The sequence below is a fragment of the Patescibacteria group bacterium genome (assembly GCA_041664365.1).
Classification (GTDB): domain Bacteria; phylum Patescibacteriota; class Patescibacteriia; order UM-FILTER-42-10; family UM-FILTER-42-10; genus JAHJEX01.
Window position 1 is genome coordinate 59,076 of sequence record JBAYKW010000007.1, and the last position, 17,499, is coordinate 76,574.

The 17,499-nt window shown below is 38.2% G+C and carries 16 protein-coding genes; 8 read left to right on the plus strand and 8 right to left on the minus strand.

The annotated features are described in order from the left end of the window. Positions 1 to 8: 8 nt before the first annotated feature. From WCW66_05125 to WCW66_05160, 8 genes are read right to left on the minus strand one after another with little or no spacing between them, the layout of a single operon-like run. Entirely contained in the window at positions 9 to 1,112 is a 1,104-nt protein-coding gene (locus tag WCW66_05125; GenBank protein MFA6392097.1) for a hypothetical protein, read from the minus strand. Beyond that, a complete protein-coding gene (locus tag WCW66_05130; GenBank protein ID MFA6392098.1) occupies positions 1,109 to 1,978 on the minus strand; it encodes a PHP domain-containing protein in 870 nt (289 codons plus the stop codon). Before WCW66_05130 ends, WCW66_05125 begins: the two co-directional genes overlap by 4 nt. Before the next feature lie 11 nt (positions 1,979 to 1,989). After that, positions 1,990 to 3,018, minus strand: coding sequence for a phosphotransferase (locus WCW66_05135; protein ID MFA6392099.1), 1,029 nt, complete (start codon positions 3,016 to 3,018; stop codon positions 1,990 to 1,992). 10 nt (positions 3,019 to 3,028) lie between these two features. Then, the gene (locus WCW66_05140) at positions 3,029 to 4,408 is read right to left on the minus strand and encodes a UvrB/UvrC motif-containing protein (GenBank protein MFA6392100.1); all 1,380 of its coding nucleotides are present in this window, start codon (positions 4,406 to 4,408) and stop codon (positions 3,029 to 3,031) included. A 10-nt stretch (positions 4,409 to 4,418) separates the two neighbouring features. After that, positions 4,419 to 5,642 carry a hypothetical protein gene (locus WCW66_05145; protein ID MFA6392101.1) on the minus strand — a complete coding sequence of 408 codons (1,224 nt, stop codon included), beginning with the start codon at positions 5,640 to 5,642 and terminating at the stop codon, positions 4,419 to 4,421. Then, positions 5,639 to 7,126 (minus strand): glycogen/starch synthase, encoded by a 1,488-nt coding sequence (locus tag WCW66_05150; GenBank protein ID MFA6392102.1) that lies wholly within the window; start codon positions 7,124 to 7,126, stop codon positions 5,639 to 5,641. The genes WCW66_05145 and WCW66_05150 overlap by 4 nt, the downstream gene beginning before the upstream one ends. Positions 7,127 to 7,129: 3 nt before the next feature. After that, positions 7,130 to 7,627 (minus strand): crossover junction endodeoxyribonuclease RuvC, encoded by a 498-nt coding sequence (gene ruvC / locus WCW66_05155; GenBank protein MFA6392103.1) that lies wholly within the window; start codon positions 7,625 to 7,627, stop codon positions 7,130 to 7,132. Then, positions 7,617 to 8,342 (minus strand): YebC/PmpR family DNA-binding transcriptional regulator, encoded by a 726-nt coding sequence (locus WCW66_05160; protein ID MFA6392104.1) that lies wholly within the window; start codon positions 8,340 to 8,342, stop codon positions 7,617 to 7,619. The genes ruvC and WCW66_05160 overlap by 11 nt, the downstream gene beginning before the upstream one ends. Positions 8,343 to 8,487: 145 nt before the next feature. On the opposite strand from WCW66_05160, the gene WCW66_05165 reads away from it, so the two are divergent. From WCW66_05165 to WCW66_05200, 8 genes are all read left to right on the plus strand, one after another. After that, positions 8,488 to 9,558, plus strand: a complete 1,071-nt coding sequence (locus WCW66_05165; protein ID MFA6392105.1) for an SIS domain-containing protein — start codon at positions 8,488 to 8,490, stop codon at positions 9,556 to 9,558. 98 nt (positions 9,559 to 9,656) lie between these two features. Beyond that, positions 9,657 to 11,276, plus strand: coding sequence for a hypothetical protein (locus WCW66_05170; GenBank protein MFA6392106.1), 1,620 nt, complete (start codon positions 9,657 to 9,659; stop codon positions 11,274 to 11,276). Beyond that, positions 11,276 to 11,920 (plus strand): class I SAM-dependent methyltransferase, encoded by a 645-nt coding sequence (locus tag WCW66_05175; GenBank protein ID MFA6392107.1) that lies wholly within the window; start codon positions 11,276 to 11,278, stop codon positions 11,918 to 11,920. Before WCW66_05170 ends, WCW66_05175 begins: the two co-directional genes overlap by 1 nt. 4 nt (positions 11,921 to 11,924) lie before the next feature. Next, on the plus strand, positions 11,925 to 13,235 hold the full coding sequence (locus WCW66_05180) for a hypothetical protein (GenBank protein MFA6392108.1): 1,311 nt from the start codon (positions 11,925 to 11,927) through the stop codon (positions 13,233 to 13,235). Further along, complete coding sequence (locus tag WCW66_05185) at positions 13,232 to 13,909, plus strand: glycosyltransferase family 2 protein (GenBank protein MFA6392109.1); 678 nt, start codon at positions 13,232 to 13,234, stop codon at positions 13,907 to 13,909. Before WCW66_05180 ends, WCW66_05185 begins: the two co-directional genes overlap by 4 nt. Continuing rightward, the gene (locus WCW66_05190) at positions 13,909 to 15,219 is read left to right on the plus strand and encodes a hypothetical protein (GenBank protein MFA6392110.1); all 1,311 of its coding nucleotides are present in this window, start codon (positions 13,909 to 13,911) and stop codon (positions 15,217 to 15,219) included. Before WCW66_05185 ends, WCW66_05190 begins: the two co-directional genes overlap by 1 nt. A gap of 163 nt (positions 15,220 to 15,382) precedes the next feature. Beyond that, positions 15,383 to 16,702: a hypothetical protein gene (locus WCW66_05195; GenBank protein MFA6392111.1), complete on the plus strand. Its 1,320-nt coding sequence runs from the start codon at positions 15,383 to 15,385 to the stop codon at positions 16,700 to 16,702. A gap of 128 nt (positions 16,703 to 16,830) precedes the next feature. After that, positions 16,831 to 17,499: glycosyltransferase family 39 protein (locus tag WCW66_05200; protein ID MFA6392112.1), on the plus strand; the 669-nt coding region annotated here is incomplete at its 3' end.

Sequence of the window (17,499 nt, forward strand, 5' to 3'; positions counted from 1 at the left end):
AAGATTTATTATTCTCTTATGAGACCATGTTTCTCTTTAAGAAACATTAGGTTGCTGGTTGATTTGCCTCTAACCTCTGTCAAAAAATTAACTAAATTTTCCGGTGAGGAATTAATTACGCGATCCGGAAAAACTCCCAAAGATTCCAATTTTTTTAATACTTTGACCAGTCGGACAATTATTCTGACACCCGGCCCGCTAGTCATCCGTTCGATCCGGTATTTGTTCAGAATTTCAATATCTCCATCGTTTGCATCACCCGCTGCCCATTTCTTTTTCTCGCCGGTAACTTCTTTGCCACCTGATTTATACTGGTTGAAATCATGGGCATCTAGATCTAAACTGAAACGTACCCCACTGTTTGCCGCCATTTCGAGCAGTTTGCGGGAAGGTTGGCAGTTTAAATTTATTTCAAATGCTTTATTTTGAGCTACCATTTCATCCAAGATTTCCTGCCAAACACTCCAGTATTCCTCCCAGTACTCCGGTGATTTTTCTTTGTCTTTTCTGGTGTAACGGTCAGGATGACCGATAACATCCACATGGCCGTTTCTAACAGTGGCTAGTAGTGACTCCTTGATAGCAGATGGTTCTTTTTCGTTGGCAATAACATGACGTGAAGCAACTACTAAATCCAGCTTGGCCAAAATCTCATCCGGAACATCCACGATTGCCTTTCCATTATCATCAAACATGATATTGGCCTCAACGCTGGAGAAGGCGATGATATCAAAGTTTCCTTCCCGGTTAATCTCTTCAATTTCTTTCGCGCCAGATACTAGTGATTGGGATATTGGATCTGCGGGTGAAAGTTTTTCGGGATTGCGTGGGTTGGAAGAGTGTTCGGAAAAAGCGACAAACCGAAGTCCGATTCTCTGGTAGTATTTCATAATTTCTTGTGGGTGGTACAATCCCTCGTAATCGCCGGTTTCTTCCCGAGTGCTTTTTGTCGAATGGGAGTGGGCATCGCCCTGCCACCACTTACTGATATATTTAGTTAATTCCCTCTGCTCACCAGCTTCGCTTTCTTTTGGTGGCAACCCCGCCTGATCACGTTTTTTACGCGCTTCCTCCTGCGGATCAATATAGGGTATCGATGGTAGTTCTCTCATAGATATTTTTTTAAATTATCATAAATAGTATAAGGCATTTTCATATAGTCCTGCATACTGTTAACGATATTCCCTCTGGATCTGGTTTCACTGTGGAAATCCGATCCGCCGGTCATCAGCAAGCTGTGTTTTTTGGCAAAGTATTGATAATGTTCTACCTGATGCCAGTTATGATAAGGGGAGATTGCTTCAATGCCAGACAGCCCCTCTTCTTTCAGTTCCAGAATTATCGTATCTTCTTCCCAGGTCAGTTTGTGTCCCGGGTGAGCCAGAACGGCTAATCCGCCGGCATTTTTTACCAGACTAATTGCGTCTGGAGTAAGTAAGCTGGTATGTATGATCGGGCAGAAGGATCTTTTAGAAAAATATTTATTAATAATTTCGAACAGGTCAGGGTCTGGTTTCCCGCAGTCTTTCCGGATTAACTCTTTGTTTTCCGGAAAACTGGAGAGCATGGCAATAATCTCCGCCACGCTCAGATATTTCGTGATCAGTGAATCAATTTTTCCCCTATCAACGGTAAACCCGTATTCTTCCAGGCGGTCGAGTGCTTTCCTAATATTCGCCAAATGTTGTTGTTGTAGTGTATTGAGCGTTCTGTTTAACTCTTGATTATCAAGATCAAAACCATAGCCCAGTAAATGCAATCCTTTACCTTTATAGTCGGTATATATTTCTACTCCTGGTACAACCGCAACCCCTTTTTGCTTTCCAATCGTCATGATTTCTTTAACCCCGAAGATTGTGTTGTGGTCAGTCAGTGAAATCGCCATAATATTCCTCTCAACAACCCGATTGACCAATTCGTCACAACTTAAATCGCCTCCGGAGTAATGAGAATGAAAATGCAGGTCGCAATATTTCATTTGCTTCTTGGTTATAAATTAAGCAGTCGCTTTGCTTCCGGGAATGTGTGGTCAATAATTGTTCTTTGGACAGCCGCTCTGTTTTTTTTGGTATCAACTAAAATAGAAACGCAGAACGCGGTAATCTGCATTACCCACCAGACTTTCCATAGATCTATCTGCTCTTTGGCCGCTTTGGTATCTTGGTTGGTTTTTTTGAGATAATTTTTCAGAAATATATCGTGCAGTTTGTGGATAGTTTTTAATGAAGCTCTTTTCTGCCAGCCTAAAAGTTCCATCTGGACAAAATAGTTGGCGATATCACAGAATGGATCAAACTTCCAGGCGTTGCCGAAATCAATCACGCCGACATTATCCCCGTTAAATACAATATTATTGGAATTCAAATCGCCATGGATTAAGCAGTGCCGGTTTGGTTGGTAATATTTTTTATATCTTTTCAGGAATGTCTCGAGGTATAATTTTCCTTCCGCTTCTAACTCCGGAGAAAATTTCTTATAATCGTTGACAAAGAATCCTACCTCATCCTGGATCCGTTTTAGAGTTTTTGTTCTGCCGTTTTTGATTTTTAGATTATGGAATTTGGCCACCCAGTTGGATGCGAGTAGCGCCTGTTTTTCCAAACCCGGCTTGCCGTCCAGAATCAAATCAGTGAAAATCTTACCCGGGTATTCTTCGTAAACCAGCATCCGCCATTTGGGGTAATTACCAAGCGGGCGTGTGATTTGATATCTGCCGCTGTCGAAACCCCTACTGTAGATTGCCTGCATCGCCTGGTCGGAATTTTTTATTTCCCAGGCCTGGTGAGCGCTCGGAACATTTGCCCTGATAATTCTTTGTTCTGTTTTGCCATCCGGATATTCTAGTTTCAAAGTATAGCGAACGGATTTTTTAAATTTGTAAGGACTTTGATCTTTCAATTCAAAACCGACCAGCTTCGCCCCCTTATAGAATTTTGGGATGATGGTTTCTTTAAAGAATTTTTCCATGATGCGGATGCTGACTGCGTGGCGGAGAATTGAACGATCTTCTTTTTTCATAGTTCCTGTTTTATTTTTTAGTTAGTTCGCTTTCTTTTTCTTTCAATTCGGTAACGCGATCCCGAATTTGCGCCGCCCGCTCATATTCCTGTGATTTAGCCGCGGTGAGCATCTGGTTTTCCAGGTTGCCGACGATCTTATCAAATTCCTCCTGCGGGATGTATGGCATTTCCGCGGTGATCCTCTGGGTGACATCTTCGTCCGCGAGTTTGCTCAACTCTTCTACCTTCCCGGTACGCTGCCATTCAAATGACTCTTGGATGATGTTTAAATACAGATCGCGTGCTTTGTCTTTTTTCTTCTGATCAATCGGCAAGGTCTGCAGGATATCTTTAAACTCTTTGGCACCGACCTCGATCATTTCAATACTCCACCAAGGTTGTGCGGAAGCCCACCAGTATTGGTCGGAATGCACAGCTTTATCCAAAGCGTTTCTTGCTTTTTCATACACCGGTGAACCCTGGTCCATGCCGTTTACTTCCTCAATCGCCATATTGGTCAATTCCCATTGCCAGGTATGGATCTGATTATCATCGCTCTTCCAGCGGGAATATGGAGTATTGCGTTCGATATCTTTTTTCATCAATGCCCAGCTGGAATCGAGCGGTTGCACCTCCGCCTTTTTGGTAAAAAACTGATCAACATCCGACAGGAAAACGCTTTCCAGCTCTTTGGTCTTGTATAGATCAAAGAGCAGATCTTCGAGTCCCGGTCGATGGTGACCGAAGGTTTCACCGTCCATGGCGGTAATTAAATACTCTTTTTTGTTTACCCGGTCGCCCAGCAGTTTAACCAACATGTCGCTGGAAAAAACACTCATGCCGATTTCAGCGGACAAAATCCGGAAACTGGTTTCCCGATCGCGGAAATAAACATTCAGATTATTATTGCCTTTAAGCTGATAAATTGTATCCGGCTTGATGGCGCCAGTAGTTCCGTTGAATGCCAATTCATCTAAAATGATCCATTTATATCCCAGTTTGGAAGCGATGTCACCAACCTTTTTGGCATAACCCATTTCCGTCGGGAAAAAGCCTTTCGGTTGGTAAGATTTACCGAAATACTTTTTATTGGTTTCGTGATTCAGTTTAATCTGCCGTTCTATTTCTTTTTCCGGCATTAATGGGAGAAAAGCATGATACTTGGCGGAGTCGGTAAAATCAATCTGCCCTCTTTCCGATAGCATTTTCAAATCGGCAACTACATCCATACATCCGTCCCTTTCGAACAACTCAACCAGCGCTGCGTTAATATTCAGCGTCACTTTTGCTTTGGGGTCCGCTTTCAAACCCTTAGTCAGGCGCCTATAACTTTCATTGGCGATTTTCTTAACCCAGTAAGATTTCTGGGTCGGCGGTTGGTAGATGTGTAAAAAATTTATCCAATACATTTTTTTTCGTTTAAGTTTCTTTTTTCCCAGCCATGTAAGGCTTATAATTATAGCCTGCTAAAAACATCTTCTTTTCTTTTTTAGCACGGCCGGAATATTGCCACTGATGGGCTAGTTTTTTAATTTGCTCGGAAAGCAGTCTGGCATTTTTTAATTTACTGATCGGAGGATTTTTCAGTGTATTAATTAAATCCATTAATCTATTAGCTCCTTCTTCGATTATTTCTACGCTCCACCACGGATGGGCCGATGCCCACCAGAAGAAATCACTGCTCATACTCCTGTCCAATAATTTACGAGCTGAATCAAAATTTTTATCCTTGGTTGATTCTTTGACCGTGGCAAGTACCAGGTCAAAGAGTTGCCATTGTAATTTGTGGATCGGATTTTTCGGATGATCCCACAGTTCAAAAGCAATCCCGTTTTTCAACTCCTTTTCAGAGGATGCCCAGCTGGAAGCGATGGGAGTGATGGATTTGAAAGAGCTGTATTGTTTTAAAGCATCGGAGTATGTCTCTGTCTGGATTTTTTTATCCAAGGTCAGTTCTTTAAATACCTTTTCCATCCCTGGTCGGTGGTGCCCGAGTGTTTCCCCATCAAAAGCAGTAAATAGTGGTTCTCCTGTGCAGCAGGTTTTTCTAAATTCCCTCTTTGTTTCCGCTTGCGGTTTAACAGTAAATAGGTCGGACATGTTGTGATTGCGAAATGCTACTTTCAGCGGGGTTCCTTCTATGTGGTATCCGTTTTTCCAGTTAACTAGCCCTCTCTTTTTTTGGTAGGCAATCTCATCCAGCGCAATCCAGGAAAATTTTTCTTTTACCAGTGCTTTAGCGACTTTATCGCTATAGCACATTTCCGGCGGGAAGAACCCGGATGGTTGGTACGACTTACCAAAATATTTGGTATTAACTTTGGTATTAAGTTGAATCTGGCGCTGTATTTCTGAAATGGGTAATTTCGGCAGGATTGTGTGGTACATGGCACTGCCTGTAAATTCGATTTGTTTTCTTTCCGCCAGCAGTTTAATCAGTCTGATAATCTCGCCCAGTTTATGTTCGCTCAGTTGTTCAGTCAGCGAGCCGTTGATATTGAGGGTAATTCTAATCTGAGGATGTTTTTTCAAAATGCGGAATACCGGCAGATAACTTTCACGCGCAACTTTTTTTATTATTTTTACATCCCACCCCGGCGGCTGATAAATGTGCAGTAAGTTGGCCCAAACGGTTTTGATCATTCCTTATTAGCTAAATATAACTGTTTATTTTTGATTGCTTTTTTATATAGCAGTTCATATTTTTTTGCCGGTATCTTCCAAGAGAAACTCAACTGCATACTTTTTTTTATCAATTCAATCCATTCTTCCCGGTGTTTGTGGTTTTCAATCGCACGGGTGATAGCAACCAGTAAATCGCGAGAATCATATGTTTTAAAAGTGAATCCGTTTCCTTTTTGGGTGCGCGGATTATAGTTCGTAATGGTATCGGCAAGACCGCCGGTGGCTCTGACAATCGGAATCGAACCGTAACGCAAGCTGATCATCTGTCCTAATCCACAAGGTTCAAACCGAGATGGCATTAAAAACATGTCTGATCCTGCATAAACCTTAGTGGCATGCTGGCTGTTGAACTGCAGATGGGCAGCTACCTTTTTCGGGTACTTGCGGATCAGTTTTTTAAATGATGACTCATATTTTTTTTCGCCACCGCCCAGAATTACCACTTGAATGTCGAGCCGCATTAGAGGATCCATGATATCAAAAATCAAATCAAAACCTTTCTGCTCCGTAATGCGCGATACAACGCCGATCAGAGGAATCTTTGGATCTTCCGGCAGCTGAAACATTTTTTGCAGATGTAATTTATTTTTTGTTTTTAAATGCAAAGAATTAAAATCATAGTTTTTATAAAGTCCCGGATCGGTGGCCGGGTTGAAATCATTATAATCAATTCCGTTGACGATGCCGAAAAGATTTTCCTTTCTATTCAATAAAATGCGGTGGAGTGCCTGGCCGTATTTTTTGGTCATAATTTCCTGAGCGTACTGTTCGGAAACAGTATTGATAATATCAGCGTTTACAATCCCTCGTTTTGCGTAATTGATATTCTCAATTGCACCTTTTTCCTTGAACAATGGAAGTTTTGTATTGCCATCATCTTTTTCACCGGGTTTTAACTCCCACCAATTTTTACCCATCTGGAATGCCAGGTTGTGGATTGTAAAAAGAGATGCGGTGCTTTTGAAAAATGGGTCCTCGGCAAACCTAGCGCGAAGCAGAAATGGGATTAAACCAGTATGCCATTCGTGCGCCTGAATTACGTCGGGGCGAAAATTGAGAAATTTCAGCAGTTCAAAAACGGCAACATTAAAAAAATAAAAACGCAGGTTTTCTGTTTTAGACCCGTAAACTTTTTTATGGGAAGAAAAGAATTTTGGGTGATCAATAAAATATACCGGTACGCCATTATTAAGTGAGCTTTTCCAAAAGTCCGCCTTAATTGTCGTTGATTTGTCTATATAAACAGGCACTTCTTTCTGTAGGAGCTCCAGTTTAAATTTCTTTTCCTGCACGACTCCATGCAACGGTGTAATAATAATTACATCATGATTCAGTTTGCGCAGGGCTTTCGGCAAGGAACGCGCGACATCCGCTAGTCCGCCGGTTTTGGAAAACGGATCGACTTCTGAAGTTACGGAAACTATTTTAAGTGAGTGCTTCATACTTTAAAGATAATTATTTTTTGATACGGCGGAACAAATGGCAATAGCTAGGGCATCCGCGGTATCATCCGGTTTCGGTGTGGTTTTCAGTTTCAAAATTATTTTGATCATTTTTTGAATCTGCGCTTTTTCTGCTCTGCCATAGCCACAGATTGTCTGTTTAACCTGAAGCGGAGTAAATTCCTGTACCGGAACTTTTGACTGCTCGGCGGCTAAAAGTATTACCCCTCTGGCCTGGCTTACCGCGATTGCGGTAGAAACATTTTTAAAGAAAAATAGTTCTTCAACAGAAATAATATCCGGTTTATATTTTCTAATTATTTTCTGAAGCTCTTTATAAATAATTGCCAACCTTTTTTCTATAGGTAGTCTTTTGTCAGTTTCAATACAGCCGTAATCTTTTGCGATTAATTTATCATGAATTCCTTCAACCACACCCCAACCGACCAATGCAAACCCCGGATCAATACCAAGGATAGTAGCCGGCTTTTTAATATTCATAATTTGAATAAATATTGGTCACCTCATCATTATTTTCCAGTTCATCCAGCAAACCGGTTATTTTTTCCGGATCGGATACGTCGGATTTGGTCAGAATAGTTTTAGCCACAGGGTCTACACTGGCATATTCAACTGTATAACCCTTTTCAATCAAAGATTTATTGGTGCTTTCCAGGTTTTCCGGAGTGGTATAGATGGTAAAACCTTCCGCTTCTTCTTTAATATCTTCAACGCCTAGGTCAATCAGCTCCAACTCAACTGATTCCTTCTGGCTATTTTCTGGAGCGGTGACTAATAAAACCCCTTTTCTGTCAAACATCCAGCTGACACTGCCATTTTCTGCTAAACGGCCGTTTTTTTTGCTCAAAATAGCCCGAATTACCGGTGCAGTACGGTTTTTATTGTCAGTAAATGACTCAATTAGAATGGCTACGCCATCCGGGCCAAAGCCTTCATAGACTACTTCATCAATTTTACCTTCAGAACCCTCACCGGTACCCCGTTTTATGGCTCTTTCGATGTTTTCCTTAGGCATATTGGCCTGTTTTGCCTTATCGATTGTGAGGCGCAGTTTAAAATTTGTATCAGGATCTCCGCCTCCTTCGCGGGCTGCCAAGGAGATAGTATTAGCTATTTTAGTGAAAATTGTGCCTTTTTTGGCATCAGTTACACCTTTTGACCTTTTAATTGTTGACCATTTTGAATGTCCGGACATAAAAAAGTAATATATTTAAATATTTTATAATACTCTTATAATATAGCAAAAAAATGAGCTAAAGTCAATGTCGAACATGGTAAAATTTTGCTTGTAAATTGAATAAATCCCTGATATAGTTGATTAATATTAAACTGATGCAAGTATGAATCAACTGGATGATCAAAAAAAGATCGAAGCGAAAGACACAGGGCATGTTTTAGAGACCATTTCTTTGTTACCGAAGCAAATAGAGCAGACATGGAACGATGTTCAGAAAGTAGTAATACCCAAATCATATCGATCAGTGCAAAATATTGTCGTAAATGGCATGGGCGGCTCCGGATTGGGCGCTCATATTTTGTTTTCTCTTTTTTATGACCAGCTGCCCATACCTCTGCGTGTAATACATAGTTATACAATGCCGGCCTACGTAAATAAAAAGACACTTTATGTATTATCCAGCTACTCTGGCACCACTGAAGAGCCTTTAGCAACCGCCAAAGAGGCATTAAAAAGAGGCGCTAAGGTGATTGGCATAACCACCGGAGGCGAAGTAAAAGATTTTTGTCTGAAAAACAATCTGCCGTGCTTTTTGTTTAATCCTATTTACAATCCTTCTAACCAGCCGCGGATGGGAGTAGGATATTCCGTGTTTGGAATTCTTGGGTTGTTGAAGCGATGCGGGATAATTGATCTTGATGAAAGAGATGTAAATAAAGTTATTACACATTTGGATCTTATGATTAAAAAGTTTTCGGAAAATGTTGCAGTGGCAAACAATCCAGCCAAACGGATTGCCGAAGAATTGCATGGTACAATTCCGATTTGCGTGGCAGCGGAATTTTTAACCGGGAATGTCCATACGCTTACCAATCAGTTGAATGAAAATAGTAAAAACTTTTCCGCGTACTTTTTACTGTCCGAACTGAACCATCATTTATTGGAAGGTTTAGCGGCACCGAAAATTATACCGCAGGCTTTGCGTTTTATGTTTATTGAATCAGCATTGTATCATCCGCGCAATAAAGTGAGATTTCCGATTACTAAGAAAATTGTAAAAAGAAATAAAGTAGAATTCTCTTCATATCAAGCAGAGGGAAAAACTAAACTCTTGCAGTCTTTTGAAGTTTTGCTGTTTGGCAGTTATTTGAGTTACTATTTGGCTTATCTAAATCATGTTGATCCGGTCAAGATTCCTTGGGTTGATTTTTTTAAGCAAGAACTGAAGAAATAGAAAAATCGTTTTCTGCCCTCATGCCTTGGAAATGATTCTTATATCCATGCTTGGTAAGGATCAATTCTTTTACAAGGTGCGGGGGCATTTGAATTAATATGAAAAACAGTCTGAAAAAAATTACAAATTATATTTCCAAAAGCCACTTCCCATTTGTTTATTTGGCTGTCTTTTTAGTTGCTTTTGGGATTTTCTTTTATATTCAATATACGCCGGCTTTCCCCGATCCTGATTCGTTTTATCACATGAAAATGGCCATGCTGATCAGGGATGGCAATTTAGGACAAGGATTCCCCTGGCTCTCGGACTATACTATTTTAGGTGAAGCTTATACCGATCAGCATTTTCTGTATCACGTTTTTCTTATTCCGTTTGTCAGTTTATTTGAGCCGGCAATCGGGATTAAAATTGCCACAGTATTTTTGGGGGCGGGGCTGATCACGGTTTTTTATTGGTTTCTGAAAAAAGAAAAAATCAGATTTGCCTGGGCGTACAGCATTTTACTGCTATTTGTAGAACCCTTTACCTTCAGGATAAGTTTAGCAAAAGCGCCTTCAGTATCCCTTATCTTCCTCATGATTATCCTGTGGTGTCTTTTTAATTTTCGAATTAAGTTACTATTCATTTTTTCAACCGTTTTCGTTTGGGCATATGGGGGATTTTTATTGACTGTTGTTTTTGCTGGATTATTCGGTGTGGTAAATATTCTTTTTGATTCAATAAAACATAGAGTATCAGGATTATTGAAAAGTTTTTTTGGGAGGGATAAATCTTGGTTGAAAAGAGTGCTGACCGGAAAAGAATTAGGCATGTTGCTGGTTAGCGTAGTGGGAATATTAGCAGGTCTAGTGATTAATCCCTATTTTCCAAATAATTTATCATACTACTGGGCGCAACTGGTTCAAATTGGGATAGTAAATTATCAAAACGTGATTGGGGTTGGTGGTGAATGGTATCCATATTCGATTACGGAGTTAGTCCCCAATACTGTATTTTTATTTTTAATTCTATTAACCGGGTTGGTTGTTTATTTTGTGACATTCAAAAAACAAAACAGTAAATCAACTACGCTGTTAATCTTGGCAATATTTTTCCTTACGATGACGCTGAAGTCCAGGCGCTATGTGGAATATTTTGTCCCATTCGGTATGCTCTTTGGCGCGTTTGCCCTTAACCCACTGCTGCAAAAAGCTAATGTTGCAAAATTAATAAAAAAAATACCTTCGATATACAACAGCAGGAAAATAGTTTTTACAATCCTATCAGTCTATTTCCTGATAACGATCCCGACTATTGCAATCCGTGATTTGAAACAGGAAAGGAATAGTTTTAAAAACGGCATACCTTATAATAAGTTTGAATCAGCCAGTAACTGGCTAAAAAATAATACTCCCAAGGACTCTATCGTGCTGCATAGTGACTGGGATGAGTTCCCAATTTTGTTCTACCATAACTCACATAACCGCTATATTGTAGGGCTCGATCCCACCTTCATGTACATCTATGATGAAGAAAAATATTGGAAGTGGGTAAATATCACAATCGGTAAGGAAAGCAGTGCTATCTATGATATAATTAACAAAGATTTTCAAAATGCAACAGTGTTTCTAGAAAAAGATCACACTGCCATGGATCTTAATTTACAGCAGGATTCTCATTTTAAGCTAGTATATGAGGATACTGAAGCAAAAATTTATCAAATATCAAACAATCAATAATGAGTGAGATTACCAAAGAACAGTTAGATGAACAGCACCGTAGTGTGCCACCTGACTATTACGATCGTGGCGTAAAGAAGAACATTTTCCAATGGATCTGGCATAAAGGAAGGACCAATATATTGCCGGAAGCACTGTCGGGGGTCGGCTCAAAAGTGCTTGATATTGGCTGTCATGGGGGTTATTTTACCAACGAGATTGCTAAAAAAATCGGGAATGATATTTTAGGGCTTGATATTTCCGAAAGCGCAGTCGCTTATGCAAAGAATAAATATCCAAGGCTGAATTTTGCCGTTGCCGATATTGAAAAAAAGATTGAGTTTGCTGATAGTTCTTTCGATACTGTAACAGCGTTTGATGTAGTTGAGCATATACCCAATCTGGAATTTGTCGCGCAAGAAATCAATCGCTTATTAAAGCCGGGTGGCGTGTTTGTAGTTGGTATACCCAGAGAAAATATACTATTTAAGGCAGTTTGGTATTTCTGGACAAAAAGTAAAGGAAAGGTATGGCACGATGTCCATGTTCACGAATTTTCTGAAGGAAATCTGAAAAAATACTTTGAAGAAAATGGGTTTAAAAAGATTTTCGACAAAAAGATTCACCTCGGTATGTATTGGGTAATCAAATATCAAAAAATCTAAGCATATGAAAAAGAGTATATCATTAACCGGGATAATATTGTTCTTGCTAGTAACGATCAGGCTTTCGACTGCTGAATATGATTCCAGTTTTGGTCAGATTTTTACATACTCTATTTCCTTTATTATTCTTTTTGCCTATTTATTATTAGATATAATGCCCCGGGTCAAGGTGGATATTATTAAATCAATAAAAGTTGTTTTATTGATTATGTTAATGATGGTATTAATTATGATTCCTGTTTTTTCAAATATGTATAACAGGGTTGAGGGAGACCCAAGAGAGCTCTATCATGACGGGATTGTTCAGACTGAAGAGGCGATCAAATTTCTTCTGGTCGGTAAAAATTTCTATACGGAAGATTATACCAATACTCCGGTTGCAGAGTGGAGTGAGGGTAAAATATCGGAGCTGATGAGCGGGGAAATTTTTGTAAATCCCGCAATCTATCACAATATTTATCTCCCCTTTTATATCTTGGCATCGGCGCCATTTTATTGGGTTAGCACCACAATATTTGACTGGTACGATCAAAGAATAGTTTTGTTACTGGCATTAGCCGGAGTGATATTCCTGTTGTTTAAAAAAGGGGGGATGAGTGAAAAGACATTTTTCGTGGCAGTGCTGTTTGTATTAAATCCCTTGTTCTTAAGATTTTTTATTGAGGGTAGAAATGATATCTTCACACTGTTTTTGATTATTTTAACGGTATACTTATTGTCAAAACAGAAATTATTATTATCATCGATCCCTTTTGCATTAGCCTGCGTAAGCAAACATACCGCCTGGCTGCTGATCCCTTTTTATTGGTGGTTTGTATATTTCCAGGCATCTGATCAGTCAAAAAAATTGACTGACAATATTAAAACAACATTGAAGAAAATTTACCCGATTTTTATTATCGGAGCTGTATTTATTGTACCGTTTTTAATTTGGGATTTTGGTGCTTTCTGGGAAGACATATTCCTTTACCCCAGTGGGAAACTTTCGACCAGTTATCCGATTACCGGGTACGGTTTTTCACAATTAATGCTAATGGCAAAAGTAGGCGTGGAATCAATCCACGATTATTACCCATTTTGGATTCTGCAATCAATTGTTTCTGCCCCTTTGCTTTTCTTTCTGTATCGCTATCAAAAAAGAAACAGAACAGTCAGCGCGATGCTTTATAGTTATGGGGTATTTATTTTTGCGTTTTGGCTATTTTCAAGATTCTTTAATGATAATTACGTAACATATATTGTATGCATATTAATCATTGCTTATTTTTATAGTGAAAATGATTCTAATTTACCAATTGAAAACATATCAAAATGAAGCTCTCAATTATTATTCCTGTTTATAACGAGAAAAACACGATAAAAGAGATTTTAAAAAAAGTTCAGGCAGCACCTTACGAAAAAGAAATAATTTTGGTTGACGATGGTTCATCGGATGGCACTCGGGATGTTTTAAAAACAATTCAAGAACAGGAAATAAAGATTTATTATCATGAAAAAAATTACGGTAAAGGACGTGCGATTCGAACTGCATTGGAGAAAACAAGCGGTGATATAATTTTGATTCAAGATGCCGACTTAGAATATGATCCGCAAGAATATCATATTTTACTAAAACCAATATTAGACGGCAAAGCAGATGTGGTCTACGGTTCCAGATTCAGAGGTGAAGGAAAATCAATGATGTTTTGGCATTCTCTGGGGAATAAGTTTTTGACACTAGTCACAAATATTTTGTTTAATTCTACCTTAACAGACATGGAGACCTGTTATAAAGTATTTAAACCAAAAGTGGTAGAAGGATTAAAATTGGAATCAAACCGTTTTAACATTGAGCCGGAATTAACCGCAAAAATTTTAAAAAGAAAATACCGAATATACGAGGTGCCGATTTCTTATTCAGGGAGAGAGTATAGTGAAGGAAAAAAAATCACCTGGCGGGACGGATTTGTTGCTTTATGGACGCTAATTAAATACCGCATCGTAAAATAATGGGAGTAAAAGTAAAAAGAATCTTTAAGTTACTAAAAAGTAAGGAGGTCATCTTATTTTTTATTATTTTTAATGTTTATTTGCTTACCCCGCGTTTTTTAGCAACAGCTGACGGATATCCGAATAGAATTCTGCCGATCAGTATTATTAAAGATCAGGATTTTTATCTGGATGAATTTGTGGCGGAACTTAAACCAGAACAAATTTCTTATTCCGTACGTTTAGTCAACGGTCATTATGTTTCGTCGTATCCGCCCGGCGTCGCATTATTAGCGGTGCCGTTATACTTTATTCCGGTTTTGACAAATGCATTAAATTCACCAGTAGCAATTACCACAATGGCCAGGATTGCTGCCGGGATTCTCGCCGCACTTTCTGCTGTATTTGTTTACAAAATATTGAAGCGGTTCATCTTTGGCAGATGGCCTTTGATTATTACTATTCTTTATGCTTTTGGTACTTGCCAGTGGGCCATCAACAGCCAGGATCTTTGGAAACATACAGGTACTCAGTTTTTGCTCACAGCAGCAATATACCTTTTATTTTCTGAAAAAATATCAAAAAATAAAATAATGATACTTGGTTTTGTTGTTGCATCTCTAATTACCGTGAAGCAATTGAATATCGTTTTTATTGGGCTGATATCACTATATGTCTTTATCCAGTATCGAAAATATTTTTGGCAATATGTGCTTGGTGCTGTTACCCCAGCACTCTTTTTTGTTTTATATAACATTCATTACCTCGGTACATTTTCTGATATAGGATATGGAGAAGGAATATATAACCCCCTTGCTGTTACAAGCAATACTAATCCAGGTAATGTTTTGGGGGCTTTTTTTGGGCAATTTATTAGTCCGGCGAGGGGCATGCTGTTCTTTTCCCCGGTATTAGTATTTGCATTTATCGGAATGGGGCTAGTTTTTAAGAAAAAAAACATTTTTCCTACGGATTTGTTATTGTTTTTAAGATTAGCAATTCCTTTGATTGTTGTTTATGCTTTTTTGGTAAGTAGGTGGATTACTTGGTGGGGAGGATCAGTTTATGGATATCGTATGGTTATAGATTTATTGCCATTTATTATTCTATTTTTTATTCCGGTCATTTATTCTCGTTTTTGGCAAAGCAAAAACATTAAAGGCATATTTTTCGTTTTACTTGCTTTTTCAGTGTTTGTTCAGTTCTCAGGCGTAATAGCTTGGGATGAAAGCTGGTATTATCAAAATAATCTTAATAATAATCTAGATTCTAAGATTTTTTGGTCTTTTGCTGATAACCCCGTTTTTCATTATGCTAAAAAGTTTTTATAGTATATTTGAATTAGTTAATATGAAAAAAATTCGTTTAATAATAAGAATCACGAGTTAAGGAAAGATGATTAATTTATCTTGGGTAATTAAAATTGATAATATTTAGGTTTGTGGGTAGGTGGTTTTTAGAATTCTGGGTACGGACCAAATATAAATTTAAAAAATGTTAACAAAAATAATCAAGTTTTTGAAAAGTAAAGAAGTCATTCTGTTTATGTGCATTTTTTTTGTATACATAGTCAATCCTTATATCCTGGGAACGTGGGATGGTTATCCGAATCAATTATTGCCGATAAGCATAGTTGAAGATCAGGATTTTTATTTGGATGAATTCGCTGATAATATTTTACCAGAAAAAATACCTTATTCTATACGATTAATCAACGGTCATTTTGTTTCCCTGTATCCGCCCGGGGTCGCATTATTAGTATCGCCACTGTATATTATCCCGGTTTTAGCAAATATATTGAATTCATATGTGGCCATCATGGCCATGGTCAAAATTGCCGCGGCGATTCTTGCGTCTCTTTCCGCAATATTTATCTATAAAATATTAAAAAAATTCATCTCCGGAAACTGGTCTCTGATCATCACTTTGCTTTATGCATTTAGCACTTGTCATTGGGTTATTACTAGTCAGGATCTGTGGAAAAATACTGGTACTGAGTTTTTACTCACCGCATCACTGTTATTATTATTTTCTGAGCGGGTCTCTAAAAATAGAATAGTACTATTAGGCTTCATGGTTGGCGCTCTTATTACCATCAAGCAACTGAATATCGTTTTTATTGGGCTATTTTCTATTTACATTTTAATCCAATACCGGAAGTATATTTGGCAATATATTGGTGGGCTGATTCCCCCGATTCTCTTTATAATTGCATATAATATTGTTTATTTGGGGTCAATATCTGATATTGGGTATGGGGAAGGTGTTATTAATCCACTTATGAGTAATCAATTTAGTAACTCACTGATTAATATCCCCGTGGCTTTTCTGGGGTTATTTTTTAGTCCGGCGAGGGGCATGTTGTTCTTTTCCCCGGTTTTAATATTTGCCTTTATTGGTATGGGCCTGGTCTTTAAGAAAAAAAACGTATTGCCTCCAAATCTTTTATTGTTATTAAAAATATCAGTTCCTGTTTTGTTTTTTTATTCGGTTTTGGTAAGTAGGTGGATTACTTGGTGGGGAGGATCAGTTTATGGATATCGGATGGTTTTAGATTTATTGCCATTTATCATTCTATTTTTTATCCCGGTCATTCATTCAAATTTTTGGAAAAGAAAAAGTGTGTTATATATATTTTTTGGGTTGTTAATTATTTCAGTGTTTGTTCAGTTGGTTGGAGTCGTCTCATGGGATTCAAGTTGGTTTGATAATCTTAATATGAATAGTATTACAGATCCTCATTCCAAAGTATTTTGGTCAATTACTGATAGCCCCATCTTTCATTATACCCGAAGGTTTTTTGGGAAATACTAAAAATGGTATTTGGTATTATTTAACTATATAACGCTAATTACTGTCGAAATTTTATGTTGATCTCATCTGGGCGAATAAAATTAGCATTATTCTTTATATTCATTTTTGTTTTTTACATGAGCAATGTAATGTTTTTGGGAACAGGGGACGGTTGGTCGGCCCGTATGCTCCCGATCAGTATTTTGCAAGAAGGAGATTTGGACCTTGATGAATTTATGGATAAAGATTCAATGGGCGATTTTAATGTATTTATTCCGATAAGAGGAGATCATTTTGTATCAAAATTCCCCGTCCTCTCTTCCATTTTAGCATTGCCAGTTTATGCCATCCCATATTTGCTTAATCTTCAATTTAATACGTCCTTGGTTTTAGAATTAGCGAAAACTTCAGCGGCGCTCATCACAGTTTTATCGGCTGTATTTATGTATCTCATTTTTCGCAAGTATGTATCTGAAAAGTGGTCTTTAGTTTTAACATTATTGTACGCATTTGGTACAAGTAGTTGGACAATATCTGCACAAGATTTATGGCAACACGGCACAGAGCAATTATTTTTGGCAATGACTATTTATTTTGCTCTGCAAAAAGTAAAAACCAAACAAAATATGTTTATTGTCGGTTTATGCGCCGGTCTGACGATTGCTGCAAGGTATTTAGGAGTTATCTTAATAGTACCTGTTGCAATTTATTTTTTACATAAGCACCGAAAATACTTTTTATATTTTGTTTCTGGAATTACAATCCCAATTGCACTTCTAGCTTTGTATAATACCTACTATTTTGGTTTGCCATGGGTA